This window comes from Pseudomonas sp. RIT409 (genome assembly GCF_003052515.2).
Classification (GTDB): Bacteria; Pseudomonadota; Gammaproteobacteria; order Pseudomonadales; family Pseudomonadaceae; genus Aquipseudomonas.
Genome location: NZ_QARE02000009.1, coordinates 18,777 through 43,028, shown reverse-complemented (window position 1 = coordinate 43,028; position 24,252 = coordinate 18,777). Strand labels below are relative to the sequence as shown.

23 protein-coding genes and 1 pseudogene are annotated in these 24,252 nt (G+C 60.2%); 14 read left to right on the top strand and 10 right to left on the bottom strand.

Going from position 1 to position 24,252, the window contains the following annotated elements; all coding sequences use genetic code 11:
* Positions 1-26: 26 nt before the first annotated feature.
* Positions 27-1,613: a glycogen synthase GlgA gene (glgA, locus tag DBP26_RS13170; RefSeq protein ID WP_108238115.1), complete on the bottom strand. Its 1,587-nt coding sequence runs from the start codon at positions 1,611-1,613 to the stop codon at positions 27-29.
* Positions 1,614-2,214: 601 nt separating this feature from the next.
* Here glgA and DBP26_RS13165 point away from each other — a divergent pair.
* Together DBP26_RS13165 and DBP26_RS13160 are read left to right on the top strand one after the other, a co-directional pair.
* Positions 2,215-2,706, top strand: a complete 492-nt coding sequence (locus DBP26_RS13165; RefSeq protein WP_108238116.1) for a GNAT family N-acetyltransferase — start codon at positions 2,215-2,217, stop codon at positions 2,704-2,706.
* Between the two features lie 375 nt (positions 2,707-3,081).
* Positions 3,082-4,629 (top strand): TerC family protein, encoded by a 1,548-nt coding sequence (locus DBP26_RS13160; protein ID WP_108238117.1) that lies wholly within the window; start codon positions 3,082-3,084, stop codon positions 4,627-4,629.
* A 173-nt stretch (positions 4,630-4,802) separates the two neighbouring features.
* On the opposite strand, the gene DBP26_RS13155 is transcribed toward DBP26_RS13160, so the two are convergent.
* The gene (locus DBP26_RS13155) at positions 4,803-6,548 is read right to left on the bottom strand and encodes a phosphoethanolamine transferase CptA (protein WP_108238118.1); all 1,746 of its coding nucleotides are present in this window, start codon (positions 6,546-6,548) and stop codon (positions 4,803-4,805) included.
* A 326-nt stretch (positions 6,549-6,874) separates the two neighbouring features.
* Positions 6,875-7,048, bottom strand: coding sequence for a DUF6026 family protein (locus DBP26_RS13150; protein ID WP_108238119.1), 174 nt, complete (start codon positions 7,046-7,048; stop codon positions 6,875-6,877).
* Between the two features lie 314 nt (positions 7,049-7,362).
* Between DBP26_RS13150 and gnd the strand changes: the two genes are divergently transcribed.
* From gnd to DBP26_RS13130, 4 genes are read left to right on the top strand one after another with little or no spacing between them, the layout of a single operon-like run.
* Positions 7,363-8,340 (top strand): phosphogluconate dehydrogenase (NAD(+)-dependent, decarboxylating), encoded by a 978-nt coding sequence (gnd, locus tag DBP26_RS13145; RefSeq protein ID WP_108238120.1) that lies wholly within the window; start codon positions 7,363-7,365, stop codon positions 8,338-8,340.
* 17 nt (positions 8,341-8,357) lie between these two features.
* Entirely contained in the window at positions 8,358-9,881 is a 1,524-nt protein-coding gene (zwf, locus tag DBP26_RS13140) for a glucose-6-phosphate dehydrogenase (RefSeq protein WP_108238121.1), read from the top strand.
* Between the two features lie 8 nt (positions 9,882-9,889).
* A complete protein-coding gene (locus DBP26_RS13135) occupies positions 9,890-10,696 on the top strand; it encodes an HAD family hydrolase (protein ID WP_108238122.1) in 807 nt (268 codons plus the stop codon).
* Positions 10,697-10,724: 28 nt separating this feature from the next.
* Positions 10,725-12,536 (top strand): glycoside hydrolase family 15 protein, encoded by a 1,812-nt coding sequence (locus tag DBP26_RS13130; RefSeq protein WP_108238123.1) that lies wholly within the window; start codon positions 10,725-10,727, stop codon positions 12,534-12,536.
* Between the two features lie 15 nt (positions 12,537-12,551).
* Here the strand turns inward: DBP26_RS13130 and alkB are convergent, their stop codons facing one another.
* The 3 genes from alkB to DBP26_RS13115 all read right to left on the bottom strand — a co-directional run bounded on the left by alkB (position 12,552) and on the right by DBP26_RS13115 (position 13,805).
* Entirely contained in the window at positions 12,552-13,229 is a 678-nt protein-coding gene (gene alkB / locus DBP26_RS13125) for a DNA oxidative demethylase AlkB (protein WP_108238159.1), read from the bottom strand.
* A gap of 18 nt (positions 13,230-13,247) precedes the next feature.
* On the bottom strand, positions 13,248-13,427 hold the full coding sequence (locus tag DBP26_RS13120) for a hypothetical protein (protein ID WP_108238124.1): 180 nt from the start codon (positions 13,425-13,427) through the stop codon (positions 13,248-13,250).
* 72 nt (positions 13,428-13,499) lie between these two features.
* Positions 13,500-13,805 carry a DUF1883 domain-containing protein gene (locus tag DBP26_RS13115; protein WP_108238125.1) on the bottom strand — a complete coding sequence of 102 codons (306 nt, stop codon included), beginning with the start codon at positions 13,803-13,805 and terminating at the stop codon, positions 13,500-13,502.
* Positions 13,806-13,973: 168 nt separating this feature from the next.
* Here DBP26_RS13115 and DBP26_RS13110 point away from each other — a divergent pair, with 168 nt between their 5' ends.
* Positions 13,974-14,330 (top strand): hypothetical protein, encoded by a 357-nt coding sequence (locus DBP26_RS13110; protein ID WP_108238126.1) that lies wholly within the window; start codon positions 13,974-13,976, stop codon positions 14,328-14,330.
* A 10-nt stretch (positions 14,331-14,340) separates the two neighbouring features.
* Here DBP26_RS13110 and DBP26_RS13105 read toward each other — a convergent pair whose 3' ends face one another.
* Together DBP26_RS13105 and DBP26_RS13100 are read right to left on the bottom strand one after the other, a co-directional pair.
* Entirely contained in the window at positions 14,341-14,622 is a 282-nt protein-coding gene (locus DBP26_RS13105; protein WP_108238127.1) for a hypothetical protein, read from the bottom strand.
* Between the two features lie 148 nt (positions 14,623-14,770).
* Complete coding sequence (locus tag DBP26_RS13100) at positions 14,771-14,956, bottom strand: hypothetical protein (protein WP_108238128.1); 186 nt, start codon at positions 14,954-14,956, stop codon at positions 14,771-14,773.
* 356 nt (positions 14,957-15,312) lie between these two features.
* Between DBP26_RS13100 and galU the strand changes: the two genes are divergently transcribed.
* The 4 genes and pseudogenes from galU to DBP26_RS27485 all read left to right on the top strand — a co-directional run bounded on the left by galU (position 15,313) and on the right by DBP26_RS27485 (position 19,449).
* Positions 15,313-16,155 (top strand): UTP--glucose-1-phosphate uridylyltransferase GalU, encoded by an 843-nt coding sequence (gene galU / locus DBP26_RS13095; protein WP_108238129.1) that lies wholly within the window; start codon positions 15,313-15,315, stop codon positions 16,153-16,155.
* A 138-nt stretch (positions 16,156-16,293) separates the two neighbouring features.
* A complete protein-coding gene (gene gorA / locus DBP26_RS13090; protein WP_108238130.1) occupies positions 16,294-17,649 on the top strand; it encodes a glutathione-disulfide reductase in 1,356 nt (451 codons plus the stop codon).
* An 87-nt stretch (positions 17,650-17,736) separates the two neighbouring features.
* Positions 17,737-19,005 (top strand): annotated as a pseudogene (locus DBP26_RS13085) (ATP-binding protein); the annotation flags it as partial.
* Between the two features lie 12 nt (positions 19,006-19,017).
* Positions 19,018-19,449, top strand: coding sequence for a response regulator (locus DBP26_RS27485; RefSeq protein WP_349254551.1), 432 nt, complete (start codon positions 19,018-19,020; stop codon positions 19,447-19,449).
* Here DBP26_RS27485 and DBP26_RS13080 read toward each other — a convergent pair.
* On the bottom strand, positions 19,440-20,123 hold the full coding sequence (locus DBP26_RS13080; protein WP_256601491.1) for a DNA-binding protein: 684 nt from the start codon (positions 20,121-20,123) through the stop codon (positions 19,440-19,442). The two genes, DBP26_RS27485 and DBP26_RS13080, sit on opposite strands and share 10 nt — an antisense overlap.
* A gap of 378 nt (positions 20,124-20,501) precedes the next feature.
* On the opposite strand from DBP26_RS13080, the gene ahpC reads away from it, so the two are divergent.
* On the top strand, positions 20,502-21,065 hold the full coding sequence (gene ahpC / locus DBP26_RS13075) for an alkyl hydroperoxide reductase subunit C (protein WP_108238132.1): 564 nt from the start codon (positions 20,502-20,504) through the stop codon (positions 21,063-21,065).
* Positions 21,066-21,206: 141 nt separating this feature from the next.
* Positions 21,207-22,769 (top strand): alkyl hydroperoxide reductase subunit F, encoded by a 1,563-nt coding sequence (gene ahpF / locus DBP26_RS13070; protein ID WP_108238133.1) that lies wholly within the window; start codon positions 21,207-21,209, stop codon positions 22,767-22,769.
* A 166-nt stretch (positions 22,770-22,935) separates the two neighbouring features.
* Here the strand turns inward: ahpF and gloA are convergent, their stop codons facing one another.
* The gene (gene gloA / locus DBP26_RS13065; protein WP_108238134.1) at positions 22,936-23,463 is read right to left on the bottom strand and encodes a lactoylglutathione lyase; all 528 of its coding nucleotides are present in this window, start codon (positions 23,461-23,463) and stop codon (positions 22,936-22,938) included.
* A 196-nt stretch (positions 23,464-23,659) separates the two neighbouring features.
* Between gloA and DBP26_RS13060 the strand changes: the two genes are divergently transcribed.
* Complete coding sequence (locus DBP26_RS13060) at positions 23,660-24,148, top strand: DUF4946 domain-containing protein (protein ID WP_108238135.1); 489 nt, start codon at positions 23,660-23,662, stop codon at positions 24,146-24,148.
* The last annotated feature ends 104 nt before the right edge of the window (positions 24,149-24,252 follow it).

Genomic DNA, 24,252 nt, shown 5'->3' with positions numbered 1-24,252 from the left:
CGTTACCCCTTTTTTCAGTTCAAGAATCAGTAATGCAGTGCCGCTCCCACGTTCTTTTTCAGCAGTTCCTGATAGAGATCGGCGTAGGGTTCCACCGCTTTGTGCCAGTCGAAAGGCGCCGCCATTGCACGGCAACGCATGGCATTGAGCAGCGTCGGGTTGGCAAAGACGTTGAAGGCGCGGGTCAGCGCCTCGGTGTAGCTTTCCACCGTAGATTCGTCGAACAGGAAGCCCGTGCAGCCGTCTTCGATGGTGTCTGCCAGGCCGCCGGTCCGACGCGCCACGGGCAAGGAGCCAAAACGCTGGGCGTACATCTGGCTCAAGCCGCAAGGCTCGTAACGAGAAGGCATGAGCAGGAAATCGCTGCCGGCAAACATGCGACGGGCATCGGTCTCATTGAACCCCACGCGCACGCTGATCTGACCGGGGAAGCGATCGGCGAGGGCGCGCATGGCGTCTTCTTCGTCCGGTTCTCCGCGACCGATGATCGCAATCTGCCCACCGTTATTGACGATGAACTCAGCCACGCCAATGGTCAGGTCCAGGCCCTTCTGGTAGACCAGTCGGGAGACCACGGCGAACAACGGGCCGGTCGAGGGTTCGAGTTCGAACAGCTCGCGCACGTAATCGGCGTTGATTTCCTTGCGCTTCCATTCATTCGGCGCAAAGTTGCAAATCAAATGGTCATCGGTGGCCGCATCCCAGCTTTCGTCGATGCCGTTGGGAATCCCGCTCAGTTGGCCGCGCATGGCCTTGCTCTGCAGGAAGCCTTCCAGACCACAGCCGAAGTCAGGGGTGGTGATTTCCTCGGCGTAGGTCGCGCTGACGGTGGTGATGTGGCTGGCGTAGGCCATGCCCGCCTTGATGAACGACAGGCGCCCGTAGAACTCCATGCCATCCGGGCCCAGCGCCTCATCCGGGATGCCCAGTTCACGACTCGACGCCGTGCTGACAAAGCCTTGATAAGCCAGGTTGTGAATAGTGAAGATGCTGGGCGTGCTCTGGCCGCGCCATTTCATGTACGCAGGGGCCAGGCCAGCAGGCCAGTCATGGGCGTGGACCAGCTCGGGGCACCATTGGGTTTTCACGGCGCCGGCGGCGAAGTCCGCCGCTGCCAGGCCCAGACGGGCAAAGCGAATGTGGTTATCGGACCAGTCTCGACCCTGGTTGTCGCCATAGGGGGTGCCTTCGCGCTCGTAGAGCTCCGGGCAGATCAGCACATAAATGACCAAGCCGTCTTTCATGTCCATCCGGCCGATTTTGCAGGGAGGCAGGGCGGCGTGGCCGTTCAACTGGCTAATGATGTGAATCGGGTTTCCGCTATTGATGACCTGTGGATAGCCGGGAATCAGCACGCGTACATCGTGAAGGTGGCGCATGGCGCGCGGCAGTGCAGCAGACACATCACCCAGGCCGCCGGTTTTCACCAGATCGGCCATTTCCGAGGTGACGAAAAGGATTTTTTTCCGATTCGCCATCGACATGCCTGGTTGGACAGGGGGCAGTTGCAGCAAAGGTACGCTCGTCGTTGCGAAGACCGGCAGATGGGTCAGCTCGCTGGCCGGCTGATTAAAACTCTCTCCCTTCTGGGTTTTGACAGCGGCACTAATCATCGTTTTCTCCCATTCGATACGCAGTGTTGGTACAGCACTTGGTTCTACTTGGCCATGTCCTATGGCCAGACACACAAGACCTACGCAAAATCGATACCCATTTACCGACTGCATAGAAAGGACAAGGGTGAAAGCGGCCTCTACCTGGGCTTCAGCCCTTAGCATAGGCGCTCTAATCACATGACCCAGGGCCGCTGTAGAAGTTTCGACTTTTTTTGTTGGAAAGGTCTGGCACGCGGCATGGCGCCCAAATGTAGTCAGCGTGGATTCCCACTACAGAGTTTTGCCAGCCGCTTGCTGGGCCTCTCTTCCCGCTATAAAGGCGCAAATCCCGAGGTCCATGCCGTTGGTCGGATTGTTCGACAATTGGCCGCCGTGCCTTATTCCTGTGCCCCCCGCGCGCTGTTTCCGGGCACGGGGCAAGCGTATGCCTCGGCGCGCCTTTTCTCGGTGCAGCGTGAACCGATCCGCTTACTCGTACAGAAAATTCCTACTTTCGTATCGGGATCTTTTAGTGCGTGCCACGGTAGAATCCGGCGCACGCGGCACGAGGCGTTTCAAGTCTCGCTGCCTGATAACCCCCGAGGTGTAGAGGAAGTCAATGCAAGCCCCTGAGGTGCTGGTCCTGCAGGCCAGCTATAGCAACCCGGTTCACGCACAAGCCATCGGCTTTCTGCTCAATCAATACGCTGAAGACGCCATGGGCGGTGGCGAATCACTGTCGATGGACACCCGTGAGCAACTGGCGTTCGAATTGGCCAAGCGCCCCCACGCGTTCAGCGTGCTGGCCTTCATCGCTGGCGAGCCGGTGGGGTTGGTCAATTGTTTCGAAGGTTTCTCGACCTTCGCCTGTCGACCGCTGGTCAACGTTCACGACGTGGTGGTCGTGGGTTCGGCAAGGGGGCAGGGCATCAGTCAGAAGATGCTCGCCAAGGTTGAAGAAATCGCCCGTCAGCGCGGTTGCTGCAAAATCACCCTGGAAGTCCTGGAGGGTAATCAGGTCGCCCAAGGGGCTTACCGCAAGATGGGCTATGCCGATTATCAGCTCGACCCTCGAATGGGGCGCGCGCTGTTCTGGCAAAAAGCTCTGTAATCATGGTGGTGGCCGTGCGGCTCGCCGGGTTGCGCCTGTTTGGGGCGCTCCTGGCGACGCGCAGCCTGGCAGACGGAACGGCGAAGGCTGTTGCGGGAGCAACACCGTTCAAAACATTTGTAACAGTTCTATCCTGTAAGGCGATTCTGTGGGCGATGTAGGATCGCCTCCCGTATTGAATTCAGGAACCTCATGTCCCCTTCACTGGAACCCCCCAGTTGTTTTCCCCTTGGCGCATCGAGCGGTCATGCCGTTCACCCACAGTCTGACGCAGCCCCGCGCTTTCTTGCATTGACCTCCAACCTCGGCCCGCATCGGCGCGCGCCGGGCTTCGCTGTGCCTGTCCTCCCGCTTTTGAAAAGGAACCATTGACCCATGGAGTGGCTTGCGGATCCTACGGCATGGCTTGGCCTGCTGACCTTGATCGTGCTGGAACTCGTGCTGGGCATCGACAACCTGGTGTTCATCGCCATCCTCGCCGACAAGCTGCCACCTGAGCAGCGTGACCGGGCTCGCGTCCTGGGCTTGTCGCTGGCATTGATCATGCGCCTCGGCCTGCTGGCCAGTATTTCGTGGATGGTGACCCTGACCGAACCCTTGTTCGAGGTCTTTGGAAAGGCGTTCTCCGGCCGCGACCTGATCATGCTGTTTGGCGGTATCTTTTTGCTGTTCAAGGCCACCATGGAACTGCATGAGCGCCTGGAAGGCCATGTGGCACAGCGCACTGGCGGCACCACGTATGCGTTGTTCTGGCCAATCGTGGCGCAGATCGTGGTGCTCGACGCCGTGTTCTCGCTGGATGCGGTCATCACGGCGGTGGGCATGGTCGATGAGCTGTCGGTGATGATGATCGCCGTGGTGTTCTCGATCGCCATCATGATCGTCGCCAGCAAACCCCTGACCTCGTTCGTCAATGCTCACCCCACCGTGATCATGCTGTGTCTGGGTTTCTTGATGATGATCGGGTTCAGCCTCACTGCCGACGGCCTTGGGTTCCACATTCCGAAGGGTTATCTGTACGCGGCGATCGGATTCTCGATCCTGATCGAGCTGTTCAACCAGATTGCCCGATCGCGGCGCAAGCGTAGCCTGAAAGGGCACCTGCCACGCCGTGAGCGCATGGCTCACGCCGTGCTGCGACTGCTGGGTGGGCGCAAGCCCGGTGTCGAGGAAGTGGGCGAAGACATCGTCGACATGCTCGACGGCGACAGCGAAGAGCCCGTATTCGAGCGTCGCGAGCGCGTGATGATCAGTGGCGTGTTGCAACTTGCACAGCGCCCCATCCGCACGGTAATGACTGCGCGCAATGACGTCGACATGATCGATCTCGCGGATGATGCGGCCCATGTCCGCCAACAGTTGATGGCGTCTTCCTACTCGCGGTTGCCCCTGATTCGCAACGGTCGGGTAGAAGAGCCATTGGGTTTCGTGCACAAGAAGGAGTTGCTCAACGCCATGTTGGCGGGCAACGAGCCTGATCTCGAGCGGCTCAAGCGCGATGCCGTGAACCTGCTCGACAGCTTTTCGATCCTCAATGCACTGGATCAGATGCGGGCCGAATCGACGCACATCGCCTTCGTGGTCAACGAGTTCGGCGACTTCGTCGGCATCCTCAGCATGACCGACATCCTTGAATCCATTGCCGGAGAATTGCCCGACGCCAGCGAGGCCGAGGCGCCTGACATGGTCGAAGAGGGTGACGGCATGCTGGTCAATGCCGCCATCAATCTGAATCATCTGCGTGAGCGTCTGGGTTTCAAGGCGCCCGCCACGGATGAATACCAGACCCTGGCAGGGTTGATCATGAGTGCGCTGGATCGCTTGCCGGTCGTGGGTGACCAAGTGCGATGGGACGGATGGGACCTGCGGGTCGTTCAGGTGCAGGAACGACGGGTCACACGGGTGTTGTTGCGCAAGGCGTGATCCCGGCGCCATTGCTGGGAAGCCGCTGCCTCGGGCCTGAAGCGGCCGCTTGGCGCGGAGTGTTCAGCGCGGCAGGGCGCAGGGAGCGGTGGCTGAGCCTCGCCATCTTTACGCTACCTGCGCCGCCTCAACCGCTGCCGTCGCCAACGCGAGCGGCAGCATGAGGGGGACGCTTACTTGGCGGCGACTTCCGGCACCGCACTTTGCTGCTTTTCCTCTTTTTCGATCGCGGCGAAATCGCTCAGGCCCTTTTGCGCATAGGGGTCGCCAATCAGACGCGGACGAGCTTTGAAATCCAGGCTGACCAAGCTCTTGCTGGTGTCCAGTTCGTCGAAACTCAGCCCGGCCAGTTGTGCCCAGGTGTGGATGAGGTTGGAACTGGTGTAAGGGCGGTTGTGAATGCTGTCGAAGCTCCAGTCATGGGTTTCGCGCCATTTCGGCGACGCATAGGCGATGAACGGCACGGTATACATCGGCAGCGTCGGCTTGGCTTCATTGCGGCCCAGGGTGTTGCGACCCGGTGAGTCGTAGACATCTTCGCCGTGGTCCGACAGGTACAACAGGAAGCCGTTCGGATCAGCCTTGCTGTAGGTTTTGATCAGGCTCGACACCACGAAGTCGTTGTAGAGGACGGCGTTGTCGTAGCTGTTGTACAACTCCAGCTTGCTGTCGTCGATGGCCGCTGGTACCCCGTCGCGGCCTGTGAATTTCTCGTACTCCTGCGGATACCGATACTGGTAGCTCATGTGGGTGCCCAGCAGGTGCACTACAATGAGTTTGCGAGGCGCCGCATCCGTCAGGGCTTTGGCGAAGGGTTCCAGAACGTCGCCGTCGTACTGGCGCGCATTCTGATTGCGGTTATTGTTCAAGTACACCTGCTCGTCGGCCTGCTCGGAGAAGGTCGTGAGCATCGTATTGCGCTTCGTCATGGTCTGCTGGTTGGTGATCCAGAAGGTTTTGTAACCCGCTTGTTTCATGACGCTGACGAGGGAGGGTGTCTTGAGGTAAAGGTCTGGATGCTCTTCGTCGGCGAAGGTGAGGACTTGCTGCAGCGCTTCGATCGTGTAGGGGCGCGGCGTGATGACATTGTTGAAAACCTGCAGCTCGTCCTTCATCGCATCCAGATTGGGCGTGGTCTGCCGCGGATAGCCATACAGGTGCATCCGTCCGCGGTTGGTGGATTCACCGATCACCAGCACCAGCGTGGTGGGCAGGCCCGCTTGCTGATCCTTGAGGTTTTTCAACGGGGCGATGTTGCTGCTGGTGGTCAGCATGTCCTGCATGCTGTCCAACTGCTGGGTGTAGCGGTGATAGGCAACCAGCATCTGCCACGGCACTGCGGGCTCGATGCGCGATTCGAACGCTTCGAGCCCGGCTTCGGTGGTGTCGAAACGGGCCAACTGCTTGGCCAGCGGGTAGCCGACGATCGCGACCAACAAGGCAGTCGCGGCCACCAGTGCACGACCGCGCGGCATGTACACGGGACGCAGGCGGGTCCAGAGAAAAATGGCGAAGGCGGTATGGGCGATGAAAGCCAGCACGATCCACCAAGCGAAGTACTGAGTCATGTACTCGCCGGCTTCCGAAATGTTCGACTCGAACATGATGAAGATGACGCTCTGCGAGAACTCCTGCTGGTAGATGAAGAAGTAACCCAGACTGGCCATCGAACAGGCCCACAGCACCACGCCGATGATCGCGGCCAGGAGGCGAGTCTTGTTGGGGAATAGCAGCATCGGTGCCAGCCAGATACCGCTCATTACGAACGCCTGACGGAACCCGGCGAAGCCTGTGATTCCGGTCAACTGGATCAACAGTTGGGTGATGCCGGAAAAATACCAAAAGAAGACGAACAGCCAGACCAGGCCTGCCCAGTCGAAGCCCTTCGGACTCGTGTTGCCCCGTTTCGTTGTTGCCATCAAGCGCTCCCGCTATAAATCTTCGAGCGGCGCGCGTGCCGCTACGTGGGTCATGAGAGCGCGAACCGCGGTACGCAGGCCCGCAAGCGCTCTACAAAGGGGCGCGAGTATGGTTGGCATGACGTGAAAAAAACGTGAGGACGGCGTGAGCGATGCGTTGGGGTGCTCAAGCACGGGATTTTGCAAGGCAGCGGAACGTTACAGAGTGTGTCGAGTCCGACTAGAGGCCGGGTGTTGGGCTGTCGCAGGACGGGCTGTCGTAGGGAGAGAGGGGAGATCGAAAGGCAAGCCAGGAAGACTTGCCTTGGATGGCAGACGGCGGGGGATCAGGCCTGGAGCGCGGTGCTCTGGCTGGACAACTGAGCGTGTTGCAGCATCAGGGTCAGGTGAGCGACTTTCTTTTGCAATTGATCGCGCTGCTCTTTGAGTTCGCGCAGCTCATCACGACGGATGGTGACATACAGGGTTTGTGGAGCGGTTGCCGGTAGTACTGTGCCCATTGCTTCACCTCGCAAACGGCGGGATTCAACTTCATTAGGTTCAAGCAATGACAACCTCGCTACCCGACTTGCCTATGCTTCCTACCTATGTCGGCGCGGATTCTGATTTCTTTTGACGCAAAAGGGAACTTTTTTATTTTGAATTGTCGCTAAGGTGCGCGCCTGGCGACGAACGGCGATTTAAAGCCGCCCAGCGCACCAAAATGAAACTATTTTCACCGGGAAACCTTCATCCGCCTCCCCGGACTAACCCAATAAGCGGCACTGGGCTATAGAATGAGGCACCCTGTTTTCGATTTTAGGAGCACCTCTACATGCAACTCGGGATTGTTGGACTTGGCCGCATGGGCGGCAACATCGCACGTCGTCTGATGCTCGACGGCCACACCACGGTGGTCTACGACCGCGATGAGCAGTCTCGTGCCGTGCTCGCCAACGAAGGTTCGACGCCTGCCGATGATTTGAAGTCACTGGTGGCCGCCCTGGAAAAACCGCGCGCTGTCTGGGTCATGCTGCCCGCTGGAGCTCCTACCGAAGACACCATCAACCAACTGGCCACCCTGTTGGAGCCGGATGATGTGATCATCGACGGCGGCAACACCTATTACAAAGACGATATCCGTCGCTCGGTCGAGCTCAAGGCCAGGCAGTTGCACTACGTCGACGTCGGCACCTCTGGCGGCGTCTGGGGCCTGGAGCGCGGTTACTGCATGATGATCGGTGGAGAAACCGAAGTCGTCGATCGTCTCGATCCCCTGTTCAAAACCCTGGCGCCCGGCATGGGCAGCATCCCGCGCACGCGAGATCGCGCCAAGGATGCCGACCCTCGCGCCGAGCAGGGCTACATACATGCGGGCCCGCCGGGCGCTGGCCACTTCGTCAAGATGATCCATAACGGCATCGAGTACGGCATGATGCAGGCCTTCGCCGAGGGCTTCGACATCCTCAAGACCAAGAACGCCGACAGCTTGCCAGCCGATCAACGCTTCGACTTGAACCTGGGCGACATCGCCGAAGTCTGGCGTCGTGGCAGTGTGGTCTCTTCCTGGCTGCTGGACCTGACCGCCGACGCCCTGGCAACCGATCCGCAACTCGACGCATATTCCGGTTCGGTCGCCGATAGCGGCGAAGGGCGCTGGACCATCGAAGCGGCCATCGAGCAGGCCGTGCCGGTGCCTGTGTTGTCCAGTTCCCTGTTCGCACGTTTCCGCTCGCGTCAGCAGAGCACCTATGGCGACAAGATGCTCTCGGCCATGCGTTTCGGTTTCGGTGGTCACAAAGAACCTAAATAAATAAGGAAGCCTCCCCCATGGGTTTATCCCGCAGCAAGCAGAATGCCCCGGTCGCGCCCGCGACCACGCTGTTCCTGTTCGGCGCCCACGGTGACCTGGTCAAACGGTTGTTGATGCCTGCCCTCTACAACCTGTCTCGTGACGGGCTGGTGGGGGAGGACCTGCACATTGTCGGCGTTGACCACAACACGGTCAGCGACAGCGAGTTTGGGCAGAAACTCGAGGATTTCATTCGCAAGGAGGCGGCCAACAAGGTCGCCCAGGGCGGGGAAGACCCCCTTGACCCTGAACTGTGGGGCAACCTGGCCGAACGGATTACCTACATCACCGGTGATTTTCTCGACGATGCGACGTACTCGGCCATCGACGACAGGATCAAGCGCACCGGAACGCGCAACGCCGTTTTCTACCTGGCGACTGCGCCGCGCTTCTTCAGTGAGGTGGTCCAGCGGTTGGGCTCGTCAGGCCTCATGGCGGAGAACGAAGAGCAGTTTCGCCGGGTGGTGATCGAAAAGCCGTTCGGTCACGACCTGCCCAGCGCCGTGGCGCTCAACGCCTGCTTGCTCAAAGTCATGAGCGAGAAACAGATCTATCGGATCGACCACTATCTGGGCAAGGAAACGGTCCAGAACATTCTGGTCAGCCGTTTCTCCAACGGGTTGTTCGAGTCGTTCTGGAACAACCACTACATCGACCACGTCCAGATCACCGCCGCAGAGACCGTCGGTGTGGAAACCCGCGGCAGTTTCTACGAAACCACCGGTGCCCTGCGGGATATGGTGCCCAACCACCTGTTCCAATTGCTGGCGATGGTGGCGATGGAACCGCCGGCTGCATTCGGTGCTGACGCGGTGCGGGGCGAGAAGGCCAAGGTCATCGGCGCCATTCGGCCGTGGTCGGAAATGGAAGCGCTGGCCAATTCGGTGCGCGGGCAATACACCGACAGTACGCTCAACGGCACCCGTGTTTCCGGCTACCGCGAAGAGGACCGGGTGGCCGCGGACAGCACCACGGAAACCTACGTCGCGCTCAAGGTAATGGTCGATAACTGGCGCTGGATGGGGGTGCCGTTCTACCTGCGCACCGGCAAGCGTATGAGCGTGCGCGACACCGAGATCGCCATCTGCTTCAAGCCTGCGCCCTACGCGCAATTCCGCGACACCGATGTCGACCGTGTCGCGCCCAACTTCCTGAAAATCCAGATCCAGCCCGACGAAGGCATGTGGTTCGACCTGCAAGCGAAAAAGCCGGGGCCGACCCTCGATATGCAAACCATCGAGCTGGGCTTTGCCTACAAGGACTTCTTCGAAATGCAGCCGTCGACTGGGTACGAAACCTTGATCTACGACTGCCTGACCGGGGATCAGACCCTGTTCCAGCGCGCCGATAACATCGAAAACGGCTGGCGGGCCGTGCAACCGTTCATCGATGCCTGGTCCAAGGACCCCCATGTGGAGTTCTACAAGGCTGGAGAGGACGGGCCGGCGGCTGCTGACGAACTGCTCGAACGCGACGGTTTCCACTGGCAACGTCTCGGATGAGGGAAACCATGCATTCGCCTATCCGTTTCATGCTGTCGGACATCGACGGCACGCTGTTGCGACCGGATCACAGCCTCAGCCAAGCCAACATCGACGCGGTGCGCAAGCTGCGGGATGCCGGGATCCGCTTCACGGTGGCCAGCAGCCGCCCACCAAGGGCCATGCGCCAGCAGATCGAGGCGCTGGGCATCGACCTGCCGACGGTGAGTTTCAACGGCGCCAACATCGTCAACCCCGACGGCAGCCTGCTCAAGGCCCACCGTATCGATCCCGTTGCGGCGCGCACGAGTCTGGACCTGTTCGCCGACCAACCGGTGTCGGTCTGGGTGTTCGCCGATGACCAGTGGCTGCTGCTCGACCCGCTCGGAGATTACGTCGAGCATGAGCGCACTACCCTGGGCTACGACTTCGTTCAGGTGCAGCATTTCGATGAGTACATCGATCGGATCGACAAGATCGTGGCCGCCAGCAAGGACTTCGAACTGCTCAAGCGGCTCGAAGCCCAGCTCAACCCGTTGATCGCGGACACTGCCCTGGCTGCCCGTTCGCAGGCGTATTACCTTGACGTTACCGCCCTGGAGGCCAACAAAGGCGCCGCGTTGGCTACGCTGGCCGACGCGCTGGGCATCCCGCTCGCACAGGCCGCTGCCATCGGCGACGCCGGTAATGATGTGGCGATGTTTGCGCGCGCCGGGTTGGCGATCGCGATGGGGCAGGCGGAAACAGGCGTCAAATCTCACGCTCATCACGTGACGGGCAGCAATCTGGAAGACGGGCTGGCCATGGCCATCGAGCGTTACGTACTGCCGCATTGATTCCAGACACCCGAGGGGGCGGTGACCCATGGCTGTATTGATCGAAGACTACGCGCTGCTCGGCAATTGCCACACGGCAGCGTTGGTGGCCCGTGACGGGTCGCTGGACTGGTTGTGCTTCCCGAGGTTCGACGCCCCTGCCTGTTTTGCTGCCTTGCTGGGCGACAGCGACAACGGCCGCTGGAAAATTGCCCCCACGGACGGTCAGTGCCAGACCCGTCGCCACTACCGCGACGGCACGCTCGTGCTCGAAACCTTGTTCACCGCCGACACAGGCCGCGCCATGCTGGTGGACTTCATGCCTATGGGGCAGGAAAACAGCGTGGTGCGAATCGTCGTCGGGCTGGAAGGGCGCATGGACTTTTCCATGGACCTGGCGATCCGGTTCGACTATGGCAGTACGGTACCGTGGGTTGAAAAGCGAGAGCCCCATACCATGACCGCAGTCGCCGGACCGGACATGCTGGTGCTGCGAACGCCGTCGGAACTGCACCCCATGGACCATCACACTGAAAGCCTGTTTACCGTGGAGGCCGGACAGCGATTGAGTTTCGCCCTGAGCTGGCAGCCGTCCCACGAGCCGGTGCGCGACGGGTTCGAAGTCGAGCAGGCACTGCAGCAGACCGTCGCCTACTGGCGTGAGTTTTCCGACCGTTGTCCGGAGGTCGGGCCATGGACCGATCAGGTCAAGCGCTCGTTGATCACCCTCAAGGCCATGACCTATGCCCCCACCGGTGGCATCGTGGCGGCGGTCACCACCTCGCTGCCCGAGCAATTGGGCGGCGAGCGCAACTGGGACTACCGCTTCTGCTGGCTGCGCGATGCAACGATGACGCTGCTGGCGTTCATGAACCTGGGCTACTACGAGGAAGCTTCTGCATGGCGTAATTGGCTGTTGCGTTCGGTGGCCGGGAACCCCGACCAGGTGCAGATCATGTACGGCTTGGGTGGCGAGCGGCGCTTGCCGGAGTATCACCTGCCGTGGCTCAGCGGGTATGAGCAGTCCCGTCCGGTGAGGGTCGGCAACGCAGCAGCGACGCAGACGCAACTGGATGTGTACGGGGAGGTGGCCGACGCCATGACCCAGGCGTTGAAAAGCGGTCTCCCGCGCTTGCCCCGCAGCACGGAAATCCAGAAAGTCATCATGCCGTTTCTGGAACAGGTCTGGCACCTGCCGGATGCCGGCATCTGGGAGATCCGCTCCGAGCCTCGGCACTTTACCCATTCGAAAGTCATGGCGTGGGTGTCGTTCGACCGTAATGCGGGGGTGCTGTCGCAGAGTGACAGCCCGGACGACCGCGAGCGGGGGCGGCACTACCGACGGATTGCCGACGAGATTCATGCCGACGTCTGCGCCCATGGCTACGACCCGGAATTGGCCAGCTTCGTGCAAACCTACGGCGGCAAGGAATTGGACGCCAGCCTGCTACAGATCGCCCTGACCGGGTTCCTGCCCATCGATGACCCGCGTGTGACGGGCACCGTCGCGCAAATCGAAAACGCTCTGATGCAGGACGGATTGTTGTTGCGGTATGACGGTGAGCGCAGTGTCGACGGGGTGTCCGGCAGCGAAGGCACCTTTCTGGTGTGCTCATTCTGGCTGGCCGACGTGTATGTCTTGCAGGGGCGTGAGCAGGAGGCCAGTGACCTTTTCGATCGGTTGTGTGGCTTGTGCAATGACGTGGGCCTGCTCGCTGAGCAGTACGATCCTCGCGCCGGGCGCATGCTGGGTAACTTCCCCCAGGCGTTCAGTCACATCGGCATCATCAACACGGCGTTGAATCTGCACCGCGTGGTGTGCCCGGTCAAAACCCGCGCGGCGCAGCAGGCTGAGGCCTGATGCGCCGCCTCGCGCTCACACCGCTTTGCGGAAGGTGAAGTTGATCCGTTGTTCGCCCAATTGCGGATGATCGGCCTGTTTGATCGGCATGACCCCGTGATAGCGCAGCCTGTCTTCGCCGCCCCAGACCACCACATCACCATGGAACAGCGGCACGCGCTGGGTGGCGTCGCCGCGCGCGTGGCCGCCAAAGAGGAACATCGCTGGAATGCCGAGGGACACCGAGACCACCGGCCAACGCAGATCGAGTTCATCCTTGTCCTGATGCAGCGCCAGTTTCGCACCGGGAATGTAGCGGTTGATCAGGCAGGCGTCCGGAACGAAGTCCGCAAACCCTGCGCAGTCCGCAGCCCTTTGCGCCAGCTCCAGAAACACGGCAGGCATTTCAGGCCAGGGCTTGCCGGTTTGTGGGTCGATGGACGCGTATCGGTATCCGTTTCGGTCGGTGGTCCAGCCCACATCGCCGCAGCTGCTCAGCGCAACCGACATGGTGTAGCCGCCGGGCGTGGTCATGTGCCGGAAGGGCGCGCGAACCAAAACCCCTTCCAGCGCGGGCAGCAAGCGGTCGAGCAGCGGCAAGGCAAACCCGCGCAGCACGACGGAGCAGGGGCCGATCCGCTCGGTCGTCGGTGGCTGCGGCGGAGCGTCGGCGAACAGATCGAGCGTGGTGGGCGTGGTGCCTTTACGCTGCATCATCGGATACCGTCCGGATCAGAGTGCTTTGCTGACTTTCACGTCGCTGATCACGTCATCGCTCGCGCTGTGCATCTTCTGGAGGGCGGCGAGTGCTTCTTCAGCAGAGGGAGATTGCAACAGCGCGAACTCGAAGCGACGTTCGCCATTGAGCTTATAGCTGATGGCGTATTTGACGACCGGGGCCGTTGGGTTCATGAAGATTTCCTTAAAGACGATCCGGACCGAAGAGAAACGACGAAACTTTCACGCTCGGCCCGATTGAATGGGTCAGCTTAGCCGGGAAGAGGAGCGGCGGACGATTTTGATCGAATGGGTGAAGGTCGTCTTGCGCCCCCCATGGCTGTCCATCTTGCGGCCGGCGGTGTCGATGGTGATGTTCCAGAAGCCGGAGCTGGGCACGGTGATCTTCGCCGGGAACCGGTCGAACGCGCCGCCGTGGTAGGTGTGACGGCCGCCATTTTTGAAACTGCGGAAATTCGCGTCGCTCATGAGGCGGATGTTGCAGAGCTGGGAGCACTCGATGACCACCATGTCATCTTCGTTAAGGTGCTCGCGCTGGTGTACGAACTTCATGGGTGTCTCCGGAAAACAGGCAGGCTTTGAAGCCCGCAACGATACCACGACGCGCTTGGGCATTGACGGCCAGCAGGCTTTTATCGCGGCGAACATGCCGAAAAATGCGTGAGGGTGGGGATTTAATCCGGTCCTCGCCTGTCGTAGCAGCTTTACTGGAGGGATTGTATGAAACTGGCTGTTGTTGTTCTGGCATTGGCGATGACCGGTTGCGCCAGCGTGGCGGACATCGAGCATACGCCGGCGACCATGAGCGTCATGTCGGGCAAGAGCCCGCAAGCCTATGCCGAATGCTTTGTCGCGAAAATTGCCGAGAGCCGCAAACCGCCGCAGATCGAGCCGCACCGCGAAGGTCTGCGCGTCATCGTGCCGCAGAAATTTTCCAGCGGAACCCCCACTGCCATCGTCGACATCGAGAAGCGCTCAGGCGGCAGCTCGATCAAGCTGTTCGAAAGTGGCGGCAACAACCCCCTGCGTCCCAAGGACATTCAGCATGCGGTGACCGCGTGCATTTCGGGTGATTGATTCAGCGCCTCTATTTGCAGACCACCAGCACGTTTCGGGTCTTGTAGTTGCCCACGTCTACGCCCAGGGTCTTGTCGGTTTCCTGGGGCTGCGGTGTGCCGTTGGTGCTGACAATGTTGTAGCCGGTGCCCGCGCAGGATGCGTCGGCTTTCTCATAGCAGGCGGCCCATGACATCGCTTCGCCGGAGCAGTCGATGCTGAGCGCCTGTTGGCCGTTTTTCAGGTAGGTGTTTTGTGCGGTCGCGCACCCGGTCAGGCCCAGTACTGCGATGACGGACAGGATCTTGATCATTTTTCGAAGGCTTCGCGATGAGGGCGGGGTTGATATCAGCACTTCTCAGACTGAGCGGTGGTGCCATCGTTCCGGCATCACGGAAACATTTTTCTCCTCACAGCGCAGAACCCGGCTGCGGCGTAGCGCCGCCCTGCCGGGCGATGGATCAGGATTTGCGGTCGCTGCGCGGGCGAGGCGCCGCCGTATCCTCGAACACGGCCGCGACTTCGCGGGCCATGGCTTCGCTGGGCAGTGGGCCGGCCACTGCTTCCCCATCATGACCGACGAGCCACCATTGGCCGTCCTGCAGTTTCTGGATCTGATATCCGTTTACGACGTTGCTTTGCGACATTGATCTGCCTCGATGAGTGACTCAGGTCGACATGATACGGTGCGAGCGTATTAATTTCCTGCGTGGCGCCGTAAACGCGGCTAGGCTTGCCTGGGTATCGCCGAAGCAGTCCGGGGCCAGGATGGCCTCGGCCGGCGAAGCTTCCGAGGCCTGGTCAAACCTTGCAGTCCATCCTTCGCACGTCGTCTCCCGGTGGTGCGCAGGGTTCGGTGATCGCAATATCGGAAATCGTGCGGAACTATCTGCGGAACTCTTCCTCTACCCACTCACCGAACGGCCAGTGGCGGGGGCATTGTAAGGTGATCGCCTCCTGATTAGACTGCGCCGCAACACCCCAAGCGCCATCAAGGACTTATATGATCAAGAAATGCTTGTTCCCTGCAGCCGGTTACGGCACTCGCTTCTTGCCAGCGACCAAAGCCATGCCCAAAGAGATGCTGGCAGTTGTCAACAAGCCGTTGATCCAGTACGGCGTGGAAGAAGCGCTGTCTGCGGGGCTGAATGAAATTTCCATCGTGACCGGTCGCGGCAAGCGTGCCCTGGAAGACCACTTCGACATCAGCTACGAGCTGGAACACCAGATCAAAGGCACCGACAAGGAAAAATACCTGGTCGGCATCCGTAGGCTGATCGACGAATGCACCTTCGCCTACACCCGTCAGACCGAGATGAAGGGCTTGGGTCACGCGATTCTGAGCGGTCGCCCGCTGATCGGTGATGAGCCATTCGCCGTCGTACTGGCGGATGACCTGTGTGTGAACCTGGAGGGCGATGGCGTACTGGCCCAGATGGTCGAGCTGTACAAGAAGTACAAATGCTCGATCGTCGCGATCCAGGAAGTTGATCCGCAGGAAACCAACAAGTACGGCGTCATCGCCGGCGAAGAGATCAAGCCTGGCCTGGTGCGTGTGTCGCACATGGTCGAAAAACCCAAGCCGGAAGATGCGCCGTCCAACCTGGCGATCATCGGCCGCTACATCCTGACGCCGGACATCTTCAAATTGATCGAAGAGACCGAGCCGGGCAAGGGCGGTGAAATTCAGATCACCGACGCCTTGATGAAACAGGCTGCCAAAGGCGACGTGCTGGCCTACAAGTTCAAAGGTCAGCGTTTCGACTGCGGTAGTGCGGAAGGCTATATCGAAGCGTCCAACTTCTGCTTCGAACACTTCTACAAGACGGGCAAGTCGACCCAGTGATACCACTGTGCCGATCCTGAATCGGTCATCTGTATCGCAGCACAAGGCCACCTCCGGGTGGCTTTGTCGTTTCTGGGCGCCAGCCCTTGCCCGTTGCGCTGAAGCGGTTATGCTAGCCCTCCTGCCTAGGAGATAGACATGAGCTACGACTACGACCTTTTCGTCATTGGCGCCGGATCCGGTGGTGTTCGCGCCGCTCGATTTTCAGCGGGCTTCGGTGCTCGGGTGGCGGTTGCCGAAAGCCGTTACCTGGGAGGCACCTGTGTCAACGTTGGCTGTGTACCGAAAAAGTTGCTGGTCTACGGCGCACACTTTTCCGAGGATTTCGAAACCGCGCGGGCCTTCGGCTGGACGGTGGGCGAAACCGAATTCGACTGGGCACGCCTGATCGCCAACAAGAATCAGGAAATCAGCCGTTTGAACGGCATCTACCGCAAGCTGTTGAACGACAGTGGCGTGACCCTCATGGAAGGTCATGCGAAGCTGCGCGGGCCCCATGAAGTGGAAATCAACGGTCAGGTCTGTACCGCCGAGCACATCATGATCGCCACCGGTGGCTGGCCTCAGGTTCCCGATATTCCGGGCCGTGAGCACGCCATCACTTCCAACGAAGCCTTTTTCCTAAAAACGCTGCCCAAGCGGATCGTAGTGGTCGGGGGCGGCTACATCGCCGTTGAGTTCGCTTCGATCTTCAATGGCATGGGCAGTGACGTCACCTTGATGTACCGGGGCGAGCTTTTCCTGCGTGGGTTCGACGACGGTGTGCGCGAGCACCTGCGCGACGAGTTGACCAAGCACGGCCTGAACCTGCGGTTCAATGCACAAATCGAGCGGATCGAAAAGCGAACGGATGGCACCCTCGACCTGACCCTGAACGACGGCACCACGGTCAACACCGATTGTGTGTTCTATGCGACCGGACGCAGGCCGATGCTCGATAACCTGGGCATGGAAACGGTCAATGTCGAACTCGATGACAAGGGTTTCATCAAGGTCGACGGCAATTACCAGACCAGCGAACCTTCGATCATCGCCATCGGCGATGTCACTGGGCGCGTGCAGTTGACACCGGTGGCACTGGCAGAAGGCATGGCCGTGGCGCGTCGACTGTTCAAACCGGAGCAGTACCGGCCAGTGGATTACAACCATATTCCCACCGCCGTGTTCAGTATGCCGAACATCGGTACGGTGGGCCTGACCGAGGAAGAGGCAAAGCGGGGCGGTTATGAACTGCAGATCTTCGAGAGCCGTTTCCGGCCCATGAAGCTGACGTTGACCGACAACCCGGAGCGTATCCTGATGAAGTTGGTCGTGGACGCGAAAACCGATCGTGTCCTAGGCTGCCACATGGTGGGACCGGATGCGGGCGAAATCATCCAGAGCATGGCCATCGCCATCAAGGCGGGCGCTACCAAGCGGGTATTCGACGATACGATCGGCGTTCACCCGACCGCCGCGGAAGAATTCGTCACGATGCGCACCGTCACGCGCTGATCGCCAATACCGGCGCCACGGAAGGCGTCGGCCTGCAATCGTTTAGGGAAGGACCCTTTTTTGACCAGCAAGAGCTTTCCGGCAGCCATGCCTCTCGACCCCATTGCCCCTGATGGCCGTCTCGACGACGCTCAGGCCGCTCAACACAGCGAGCCCCACCACGAAAGTGAGCGGCAGTTCCGGACACTGGCCGATAACATGAGCCAACTGGCCTGGATTGCCGATCCGGCGGGCCAGATTCACTGGTACAACGCCCGGTGGTACAGCTACACCGGTACGTCGATGGAGGCCATGCTGGCGCTGGGTTGGCGTTCATTGCACCACCCGGATCATCTGGAACGGGTCAATGCCCGAATGCAACATTGCTTCGCGACCGGGTCGATCTGGGAGGACACCTTCCCGTTGAGGGGGCAGGACGGTCTCTATCGCTGGTTCCTGTCCCGGGCGCTGCCCATTCGCGACGCTCAAGGCAGTATCACCTATTGGATTGGCACCAATACGGACATCACAGCCCAGGTCAAGGCTGAAGACGCCTTGCGCGAGCTCAATGAAAGCCTGGAGCGCCGGGTGGCCGAGAGGACCCGCGAGCTCGCCGAGATCAACGAGCGCCTGCAGATCGAAATCAGCGAGCGCGCCCAGGCCGAGGAGGTGCTGCGGCATGCCCAGAAGATGGACGCCATCGGTCAATTGACCGGCGGGATCGCCCATGACTTCAACAACATGCTGACCGGCGTGCTTGGGGCGCTGGATTTGATTCAACGCCGCGTCGCCGCCGGGCGGGTGTCGGAAATCGATCGCTACATCGACGCCGCCATGAGTTCGGCCAACCGCGCGGCCTCATTGACGCATCGCTTGCTGGCCTTCGCCCGACGTCAGTCGCTCAACCCCCAGCCGGTCGATGTCAACCGGATGGTCGCGTCCATGGATGAGCTGGTGCGCCGGACCATCGGCGAAAACATCGAGCTGGAAGTCGACCTGAACCCGGCCTTGCGCTTGACCAGCACAGACGAGCACCAACTGGAAAACGCGTTGCTCAACCTGGTGATCAACGCGCGGGACGCGATGCCCGATGGCGGTCGTCTGCTGATCCAGACCGAAGGGGTGCACATCGCTGTACTGCACGACGCGCTGGTGCCTGGGGATTACGTCAGGCTCAGCGTGCAGGACACGGGCTGCGGGATGTCCAGCGAAGTGATTGCCCGCGCATTCGACCCGTTTTTCACCACCAAGCCGATTGGACAAGGCACTGGGCTGGGGCTTTCGATGGTCTATGGCTTCATCAACCAGACCGGCGGCCAGGTGCAGATCGACAGTGAAGAAGGGCGGGGCACGCGCATCGACTTGTATCTGCCTTGCTATCTGGAGCCTGTGGACCGACCGACACCGTCCGGTGTCGAATCCTTGCCGCCGCGGGCCAGCCAGGGGGAGCGGGTACTGGTGATCGAAGACGAGCCGGAAGTGCGCATGCTCGTGGTCGATGTTCTGCGTGAATTGGGCTATTCGGTGGAGGTGGCCTCGAATGGCGTGGCGGCGTTGCCGGTCCTGCGCGGCCCCGACCGCATCGACCTGTTGGTGACCGATGTCGGGTTGCCGGGGTTGAACGGTCGCCAGGTGGCGGAAATCGCGCGGCAGCAGCGGCCGGGGCTGCCTGTGCTGTTCATGACGGGGTACGCGCGCAACGCCGAAGTGCGCGGCGATCTTCTGGAGCGCGGCATGGAGATGATGATCAAGCCCTTCAATATCGACGACCTCGCTCAGCGGGTGCGCAGGTTGATCGAGCTGGCGTCCGATCAGCCCTGATCGGGCTCGGAAGCGGCATGCTCCGCCCGGGCGTTTTCGAGCGCGACTTCGGTCTTGATCAGAATCAGTTCCAACACGCGATTCTGCTGGTCGCGCTCGGTCAGTTGCGCTTTAAGCCTGTCGTTTTCCTGCCGGGCATTGCTCAGCCGCTCTTCCAGCAAAGCGCATTGTGTGTGGGCCTGGAGATGCTGTGCCTTGAGGGCTATGACCTGCTGCTCCTTGTCTTGTATCCGTGACGTGGTGTCCAGCGCGGCCTGGGTCAGGCGTGCATTCTCTTTCTGCTCTTTTTGCAGGGCCTGTTGAGTGCTCAGCAGCGTGGCTGTCTGAGTGCCGAGCTTGGTGGTCTGCGCGGCATGACGGTCGATCAGGTCGGCCAGTTGACGTTGTACGGCGTGGAGCGCGTCCTGCGTCTCTTTTTTCTCGGCATCGAGTCTGGCCTTGGCCGCATCGATATGCTCCTGCGCTTGCCCGCGTAGCCGATCGGCAAGCCGCGATACCAACGCGGTGAGTTCGTCGTCGATCGAGGGGGACGTGCGTGTTCCGCTGGTCGCGTCGAGTTCGCGCATCAGCCGATGAATCGTGCTTTTCGATCCTGTATTACCGAGTGCTATTCGTACTGCGTCGATACTGGGGTTTTCCCCCTTGGCGATGAGAGCCGAGCGTGCATTGCGCACGGCTTCGAGGGTTATACCGCTACGGGCCATAGAAATACCTGCTGCAGGATACTGATTACGTAACCCGTGTTACGTACTGTTCGGGGCGGGCAGTGTGAAGCATATCTCTGCGCCTGTCTGCTGCCAGTGGTAGCGATCGATTGCTTGAACTGAGCGTGAGGAAGTCGGTAGGCTGAGTCGCGGCGCTCACCGATGTGAGCGGATGGAGACTGACGTTCGCCTGTTCGTCACAGAACGCTTCTATATAAGTGTTCTTTTATAGCGAAAACCAATCGTTGGCATCAGGTTTGCCAATGAGACCTGACACGTGTTTGTGAGTAAGCTCCTCCCCATCGAATTCAAACCCGTTTCATTTCCAACCCTAAGGAGATCCACCCGATGCCTATCATTAACAGCCAAGTCAAACCGTTCAAAGCGACCGCTTTCAAAAATGGTTCGTTCGTTGAAGTTTCGGATGCTGACCTCAAAGGCAAATGGTCTGTGGTGTTCTTCTACCCAGCCGACTTCACCTTCGTCTGCCCAACCGAGCTGGAAGACCTGGCTGACAACTACGACGCCTTCCAGAAACTGGGCGTTGAAATCTACTCCGTATCGACTGACACCCACTTTGCTCACGCTGCCTGGCACAACACCTCGCCAGCCATCGGCAAGATCCAGTACACCATGATCGGCGACCCAACCCTGACCATCTCCCGCAACTTCGACGTGCTGATCGAAGAAGCCGGTCTGGCGGATCGCGGCACCTTCGTGATCAACCCAGAAGGTCAGATCAAAATCGTTGAACTGAACGACGGCGGTGTTGGCCGTGACGCCTCTGAGCTGCTGCGCAAAATCAAAGCCGCTCAATACGTCGCTGCTCACCCGGGCGAAGTCTGCCCAGCCAAGTGGAAAGAAGGCGAAGCTACCCTGGCTCCATCCCTGGACCTGGTCGGCAAGATCTAAGTCCTCATGACAGGACCGGGGGCGTTGAGCCCATAGGCAAGTCAACCGCATCGCCCCCAAAAAACGCCCGGGCGGTCATCGCCTGGGCGTTTTTTTTTCAGACACTGCATCTCCAGAATCCGCAAGAAAGGAAGCCGAATCATGTTGGACGCCAATCTTAAAGCTCAGTTGAAATCGTACCTGGAGCGAATCACTCGCCCAATCGAGATCGTCGCGTCCCTTGATGACGGCGCGAAATCCCAGGAAATGCTGTCGTTGCTCAACGACATCGTCAGCAGCTCCAACCAAATCACCCTGAATACCAACGGCACCGACTCGCGCACGCCGTCCTTCGCCCTGAACAGCCCGGGCCAGGACATCAAGCTGCGTTTTGCCGGCCTGCCCATGGGGCATGAATTCACATCGCTGGTGCTGGCGCTGCTGCAAGTCGGCGGCTACCCGTCCAAAGCCAGCGAAGAAACCATCGAGCAGGCGCGTTCGCTGACCGGTGCGTTCAAGTTCGAGACTTATTTCTCGCTGACCTGTCAGAACTGCCCGGACGTGGTCCAGGCGCTGAACCTGCTGGCCGTGCTCAATCCGAACGTCGAACACGTGGCCATCGAAGGCAGCCTGTTCCAGCAGGAAGTCACCGACCGCCAGATCATGTCGGTGCCCAGCATCTACCTCAATGGTGAGCTGTTCGGTCAAGGTCGTATGGGCCTGGATGAAATCCTGGCGAAAATCGACACCAGTGCCGGTCACCGTCAGGCCGAGAAACTGAACGCCAAAGACGCCTTCGACGTTCTGGTGGTCGGCGGTGGCCCGGCCGGCGCGGCGGCGGCGATTTATGCTGCCCGCAAAGGCATCCGTACCGCTGTCGCGGCCGAGCGCTTCGGCGGTCAGGTACTGGACACCATGGCGATCGAGAACTTCATCTCCGTGCAGCATACGGAAGGGCCGAAACTCGCGGTGGCCCTTGAGGAGCACGTCAAAGAGTACGAGGTTGACATCATCAACCTGCAACGCGGCGATCAGTTGATCCCTGGCGAGAACGGCGCGCTGCATCAGGTGAAATTCGCCAGCGGCGGCGTGCTGAAGGGCAAGACCGTCATTCTGGCGACTGGCGCCCGCTGGCGCGAAATGAACGTGCCGGGCGAGCAGCAGTATCGGAATAAAGGCGTGGCGTATTGCCCGCACTGCGACGGTCCGCTGTTCAAGGGCAAGCGTGTGGCCGTGATCGGCGGCGGTAACTCGGGCGTCGAGGCTGCCATCGACTTGGCGGGGATCGTGTCCCACGTCACGCTGCTGGAATTCGACAGTTCGCTGCGCGCCGATGCCGTGCTGCAGCGCAAGCTGCACAGCCTGCCGAACGTGACGGTGCTGACCAGCGCCCTGACCACCGAAGTCACCGGCGACGGTCAGAAGGTCAATGGCCTGCGCTACAAGAACCGCGTCACAGGCGAGGAGATCACGGTCGAGCTGGAAGGCATCTTCGTGCAGATCGGCCTGTTGCCGAATACAGAATGGCTCAAAGGCACCATCGAGCTGTCGCCACGGGGTGAGATCGTGGTCGACAACCGCGGTGAGACCTCGATCCCGGGTGTCTTCGCTGCCGGTGACGTGACGACCGTGCCGTACAAGCAGATCGTGATCGCGGTGGGCGAGGGCGCCAAGGCTTCCCTCAGTGCCTTCGATCACCTGATCCGCACCAGCGCGCCGGCGTGATAGCCGTCGCGACAGCGTTAAAAAAACCTCATGAGTGATCATGAGGTTTTTTTTTACCCGCTGCCGCCCTGTAAGGAGCGCGCTTGCCCGCGACAGCAGTGTGTCAGCCACCTCGTTGTCGCAGTGACAACGTAGTCGCGGGCAAGCGCGCTCCTACAAGAGCTCCTTAATCAGCGACCGGCGTTGGCTGGATGATTTCGACCCAATAGCCATCCGGATCCTTGATGAAGGCCAGGCTTTTCATCCGGCCATCGGTCAGGCGCTTTTGGAAATCCACGCCTAATGCCTCAAAGCGTGCGCAGGCGGCGTGAACGTCCGGCACCGAAACGCAGATGTGGCCGAAACCGCGCGGGTCGGTGTTGCCGTTGTGATAGCTGAAGGCCGGATCCTTTTCGGTGCCGTGGTTATGGGTCAGTTCAAGAATGCCGGGAATGCCCTTCATCCAGACGGTGCGAGCGGCAGCGTCTTCTGGAATCTGCGCCTTGTCGACCAGCGCCAGGAAGTACAGGCTGAATTCCGCTTCAGGGAAGTCACGCTTTTCGACCAGGCTGAAGCCCAGTACGCGTGTGTAGAAGTCCAGCGATGCAGTGATGTCTTTGACACGCAGCATGGTGTGGTTGAACACGAATTGTGCGGTGGCCGCGTCTGGCTGGGCCGTGACGCCGGGGAAGGTGTTCAGTTCGTGCAGACTCATGGTCACTCCGAAGGGGGCAGTAAATGTTGCACAATGATACGGGACACAGCGCCAGAGCCAAACCCGAAAGTGCGGCGCCATTGCCGCAGCCCTTGTGACGGCGGGCGCGGTGGCTCACACTTTCCGTCACTCAGGTTCGGTCATCGGTCAGGTGTTCAGGTTGCGCATTTACCTTTCTGTGGGTTTCTTTTTATCAATGGCGCTTGGCAGCGCCTGGGCGGCCGATACGCTCATCATCTGGCCGAGTGACTGGGAGGTCGAAGCACTGCCTCAGACGGATGCCGCTGTGCAGATGCGTCAGAGGGCGGTCAAGCATGATGCCAACGGCGATCCGGCGATGGTCGTGGAGCTGACACAGACCCGTCTGCAGCCAGGTCATGAGGTCAATGTTCAGGGGGTGCTCCTGGAGATGCGCAAGGCCGTACAGGTCAATTTCGTCCATGGCGGGTTCCAGAGCGTCTGTACGCAGATGAAGACCAGCACATTGGGTGAGGTCCCGGCCGCGGAGACGACGTGCACCATTACCCAGAACGGCGTCCACGTCATGACTCAGACCCTGGTCGCGGCGGCCAGCAAGGCGCTGGCGTGGTCGTTGTCGTATGCCGGTTCAAAGGAAGGTTATGCGGCGAACCGAGATGAGGTGATGCGTATTCGGGACAGCCTGCGCTTGGATGTGTCCCCTTGACGCCGAATTTCAGGCAAGAAGAAGCCCGCCGAAGCGGGCATGGGGTGCTCTTCCATTAGCAGTCTTCATCCTGTAGAAACGCGTGTGAAAAAAACGTGAAGGTG

Excerpts from the sequence above, each read along its gene's own strand:
- glgA (WP_108238115.1), bottom strand. The coding sequence starts at position 1,613 with ATGATTAGTGCCGCTGTCAAAACCCAGAAGGGAGAGAGTTTTAATCAG.
- DBP26_RS13165 (WP_108238116.1), top strand. The coding sequence starts at position 2,215 with ATGCAAGCCCCTGAGGTGCTGGTCCTGCAGGCCAGCTATAGCAACCCG.
- DBP26_RS13160 (WP_108238117.1), top strand. The coding sequence starts at position 3,082 with ATGGAGTGGCTTGCGGATCCTACGGCATGGCTTGGCCTGCTGACCTTG.
- DBP26_RS13155 (WP_108238118.1), bottom strand. The coding sequence starts at position 6,548 with ATGGCAACAACGAAACGGGGCAACACGAGTCCGAAGGGCTTCGACTGG.
- DBP26_RS13150 (WP_108238119.1), bottom strand. The coding sequence starts at position 7,048 with ATGGGCACAGTACTACCGGCAACCGCTCCACAAACCCTGTATGTCACC.
- gnd (WP_108238120.1), top strand. The coding sequence starts at position 7,363 with ATGCAACTCGGGATTGTTGGACTTGGCCGCATGGGCGGCAACATCGCA.
- zwf (WP_108238121.1), top strand. The coding sequence starts at position 8,358 with ATGGGTTTATCCCGCAGCAAGCAGAATGCCCCGGTCGCGCCCGCGACC.
- DBP26_RS13135 (WP_108238122.1), top strand. The coding sequence starts at position 9,890 with ATGCATTCGCCTATCCGTTTCATGCTGTCGGACATCGACGGCACGCTG.
- DBP26_RS13130 (WP_108238123.1), top strand. The coding sequence starts at position 10,725 with ATGGCTGTATTGATCGAAGACTACGCGCTGCTCGGCAATTGCCACACG.
- alkB (WP_108238159.1), bottom strand. The coding sequence starts at position 13,229 with ATGCAGCGTAAAGGCACCACGCCCACCACGCTCGATCTGTTCGCCGAC.
- DBP26_RS13120 (WP_108238124.1), bottom strand. The coding sequence starts at position 13,427 with ATGAACCCAACGGCCCCGGTCGTCAAATACGCCATCAGCTATAAGCTC.
- DBP26_RS13115 (WP_108238125.1), bottom strand. The coding sequence starts at position 13,805 with ATGAAGTTCGTACACCAGCGCGAGCACCTTAACGAAGATGACATGGTG.
- DBP26_RS13110 (WP_108238126.1), top strand. The coding sequence starts at position 13,974 with ATGAAACTGGCTGTTGTTGTTCTGGCATTGGCGATGACCGGTTGCGCC.
- DBP26_RS13105 (WP_108238127.1), bottom strand. The coding sequence starts at position 14,622 with ATGATCAAGATCCTGTCCGTCATCGCAGTACTGGGCCTGACCGGGTGC.
- DBP26_RS13100 (WP_108238128.1), bottom strand. The coding sequence starts at position 14,956 with ATGTCGCAAAGCAACGTCGTAAACGGATATCAGATCCAGAAACTGCAG.
- galU (WP_108238129.1), top strand. The coding sequence starts at position 15,313 with ATGATCAAGAAATGCTTGTTCCCTGCAGCCGGTTACGGCACTCGCTTC.
- gorA (WP_108238130.1), top strand. The coding sequence starts at position 16,294 with ATGAGCTACGACTACGACCTTTTCGTCATTGGCGCCGGATCCGGTGGT.
- ahpC (WP_108238132.1), top strand. The coding sequence starts at position 20,502 with ATGCCTATCATTAACAGCCAAGTCAAACCGTTCAAAGCGACCGCTTTC.
- ahpF (WP_108238133.1), top strand. The coding sequence starts at position 21,207 with ATGTTGGACGCCAATCTTAAAGCTCAGTTGAAATCGTACCTGGAGCGA.
- gloA (WP_108238134.1), bottom strand. The coding sequence starts at position 23,463 with ATGAGTCTGCACGAACTGAACACCTTCCCCGGCGTCACGGCCCAGCCA.
- DBP26_RS13060 (WP_108238135.1), top strand. The coding sequence starts at position 23,660 with ATGGCGCTTGGCAGCGCCTGGGCGGCCGATACGCTCATCATCTGGCCG.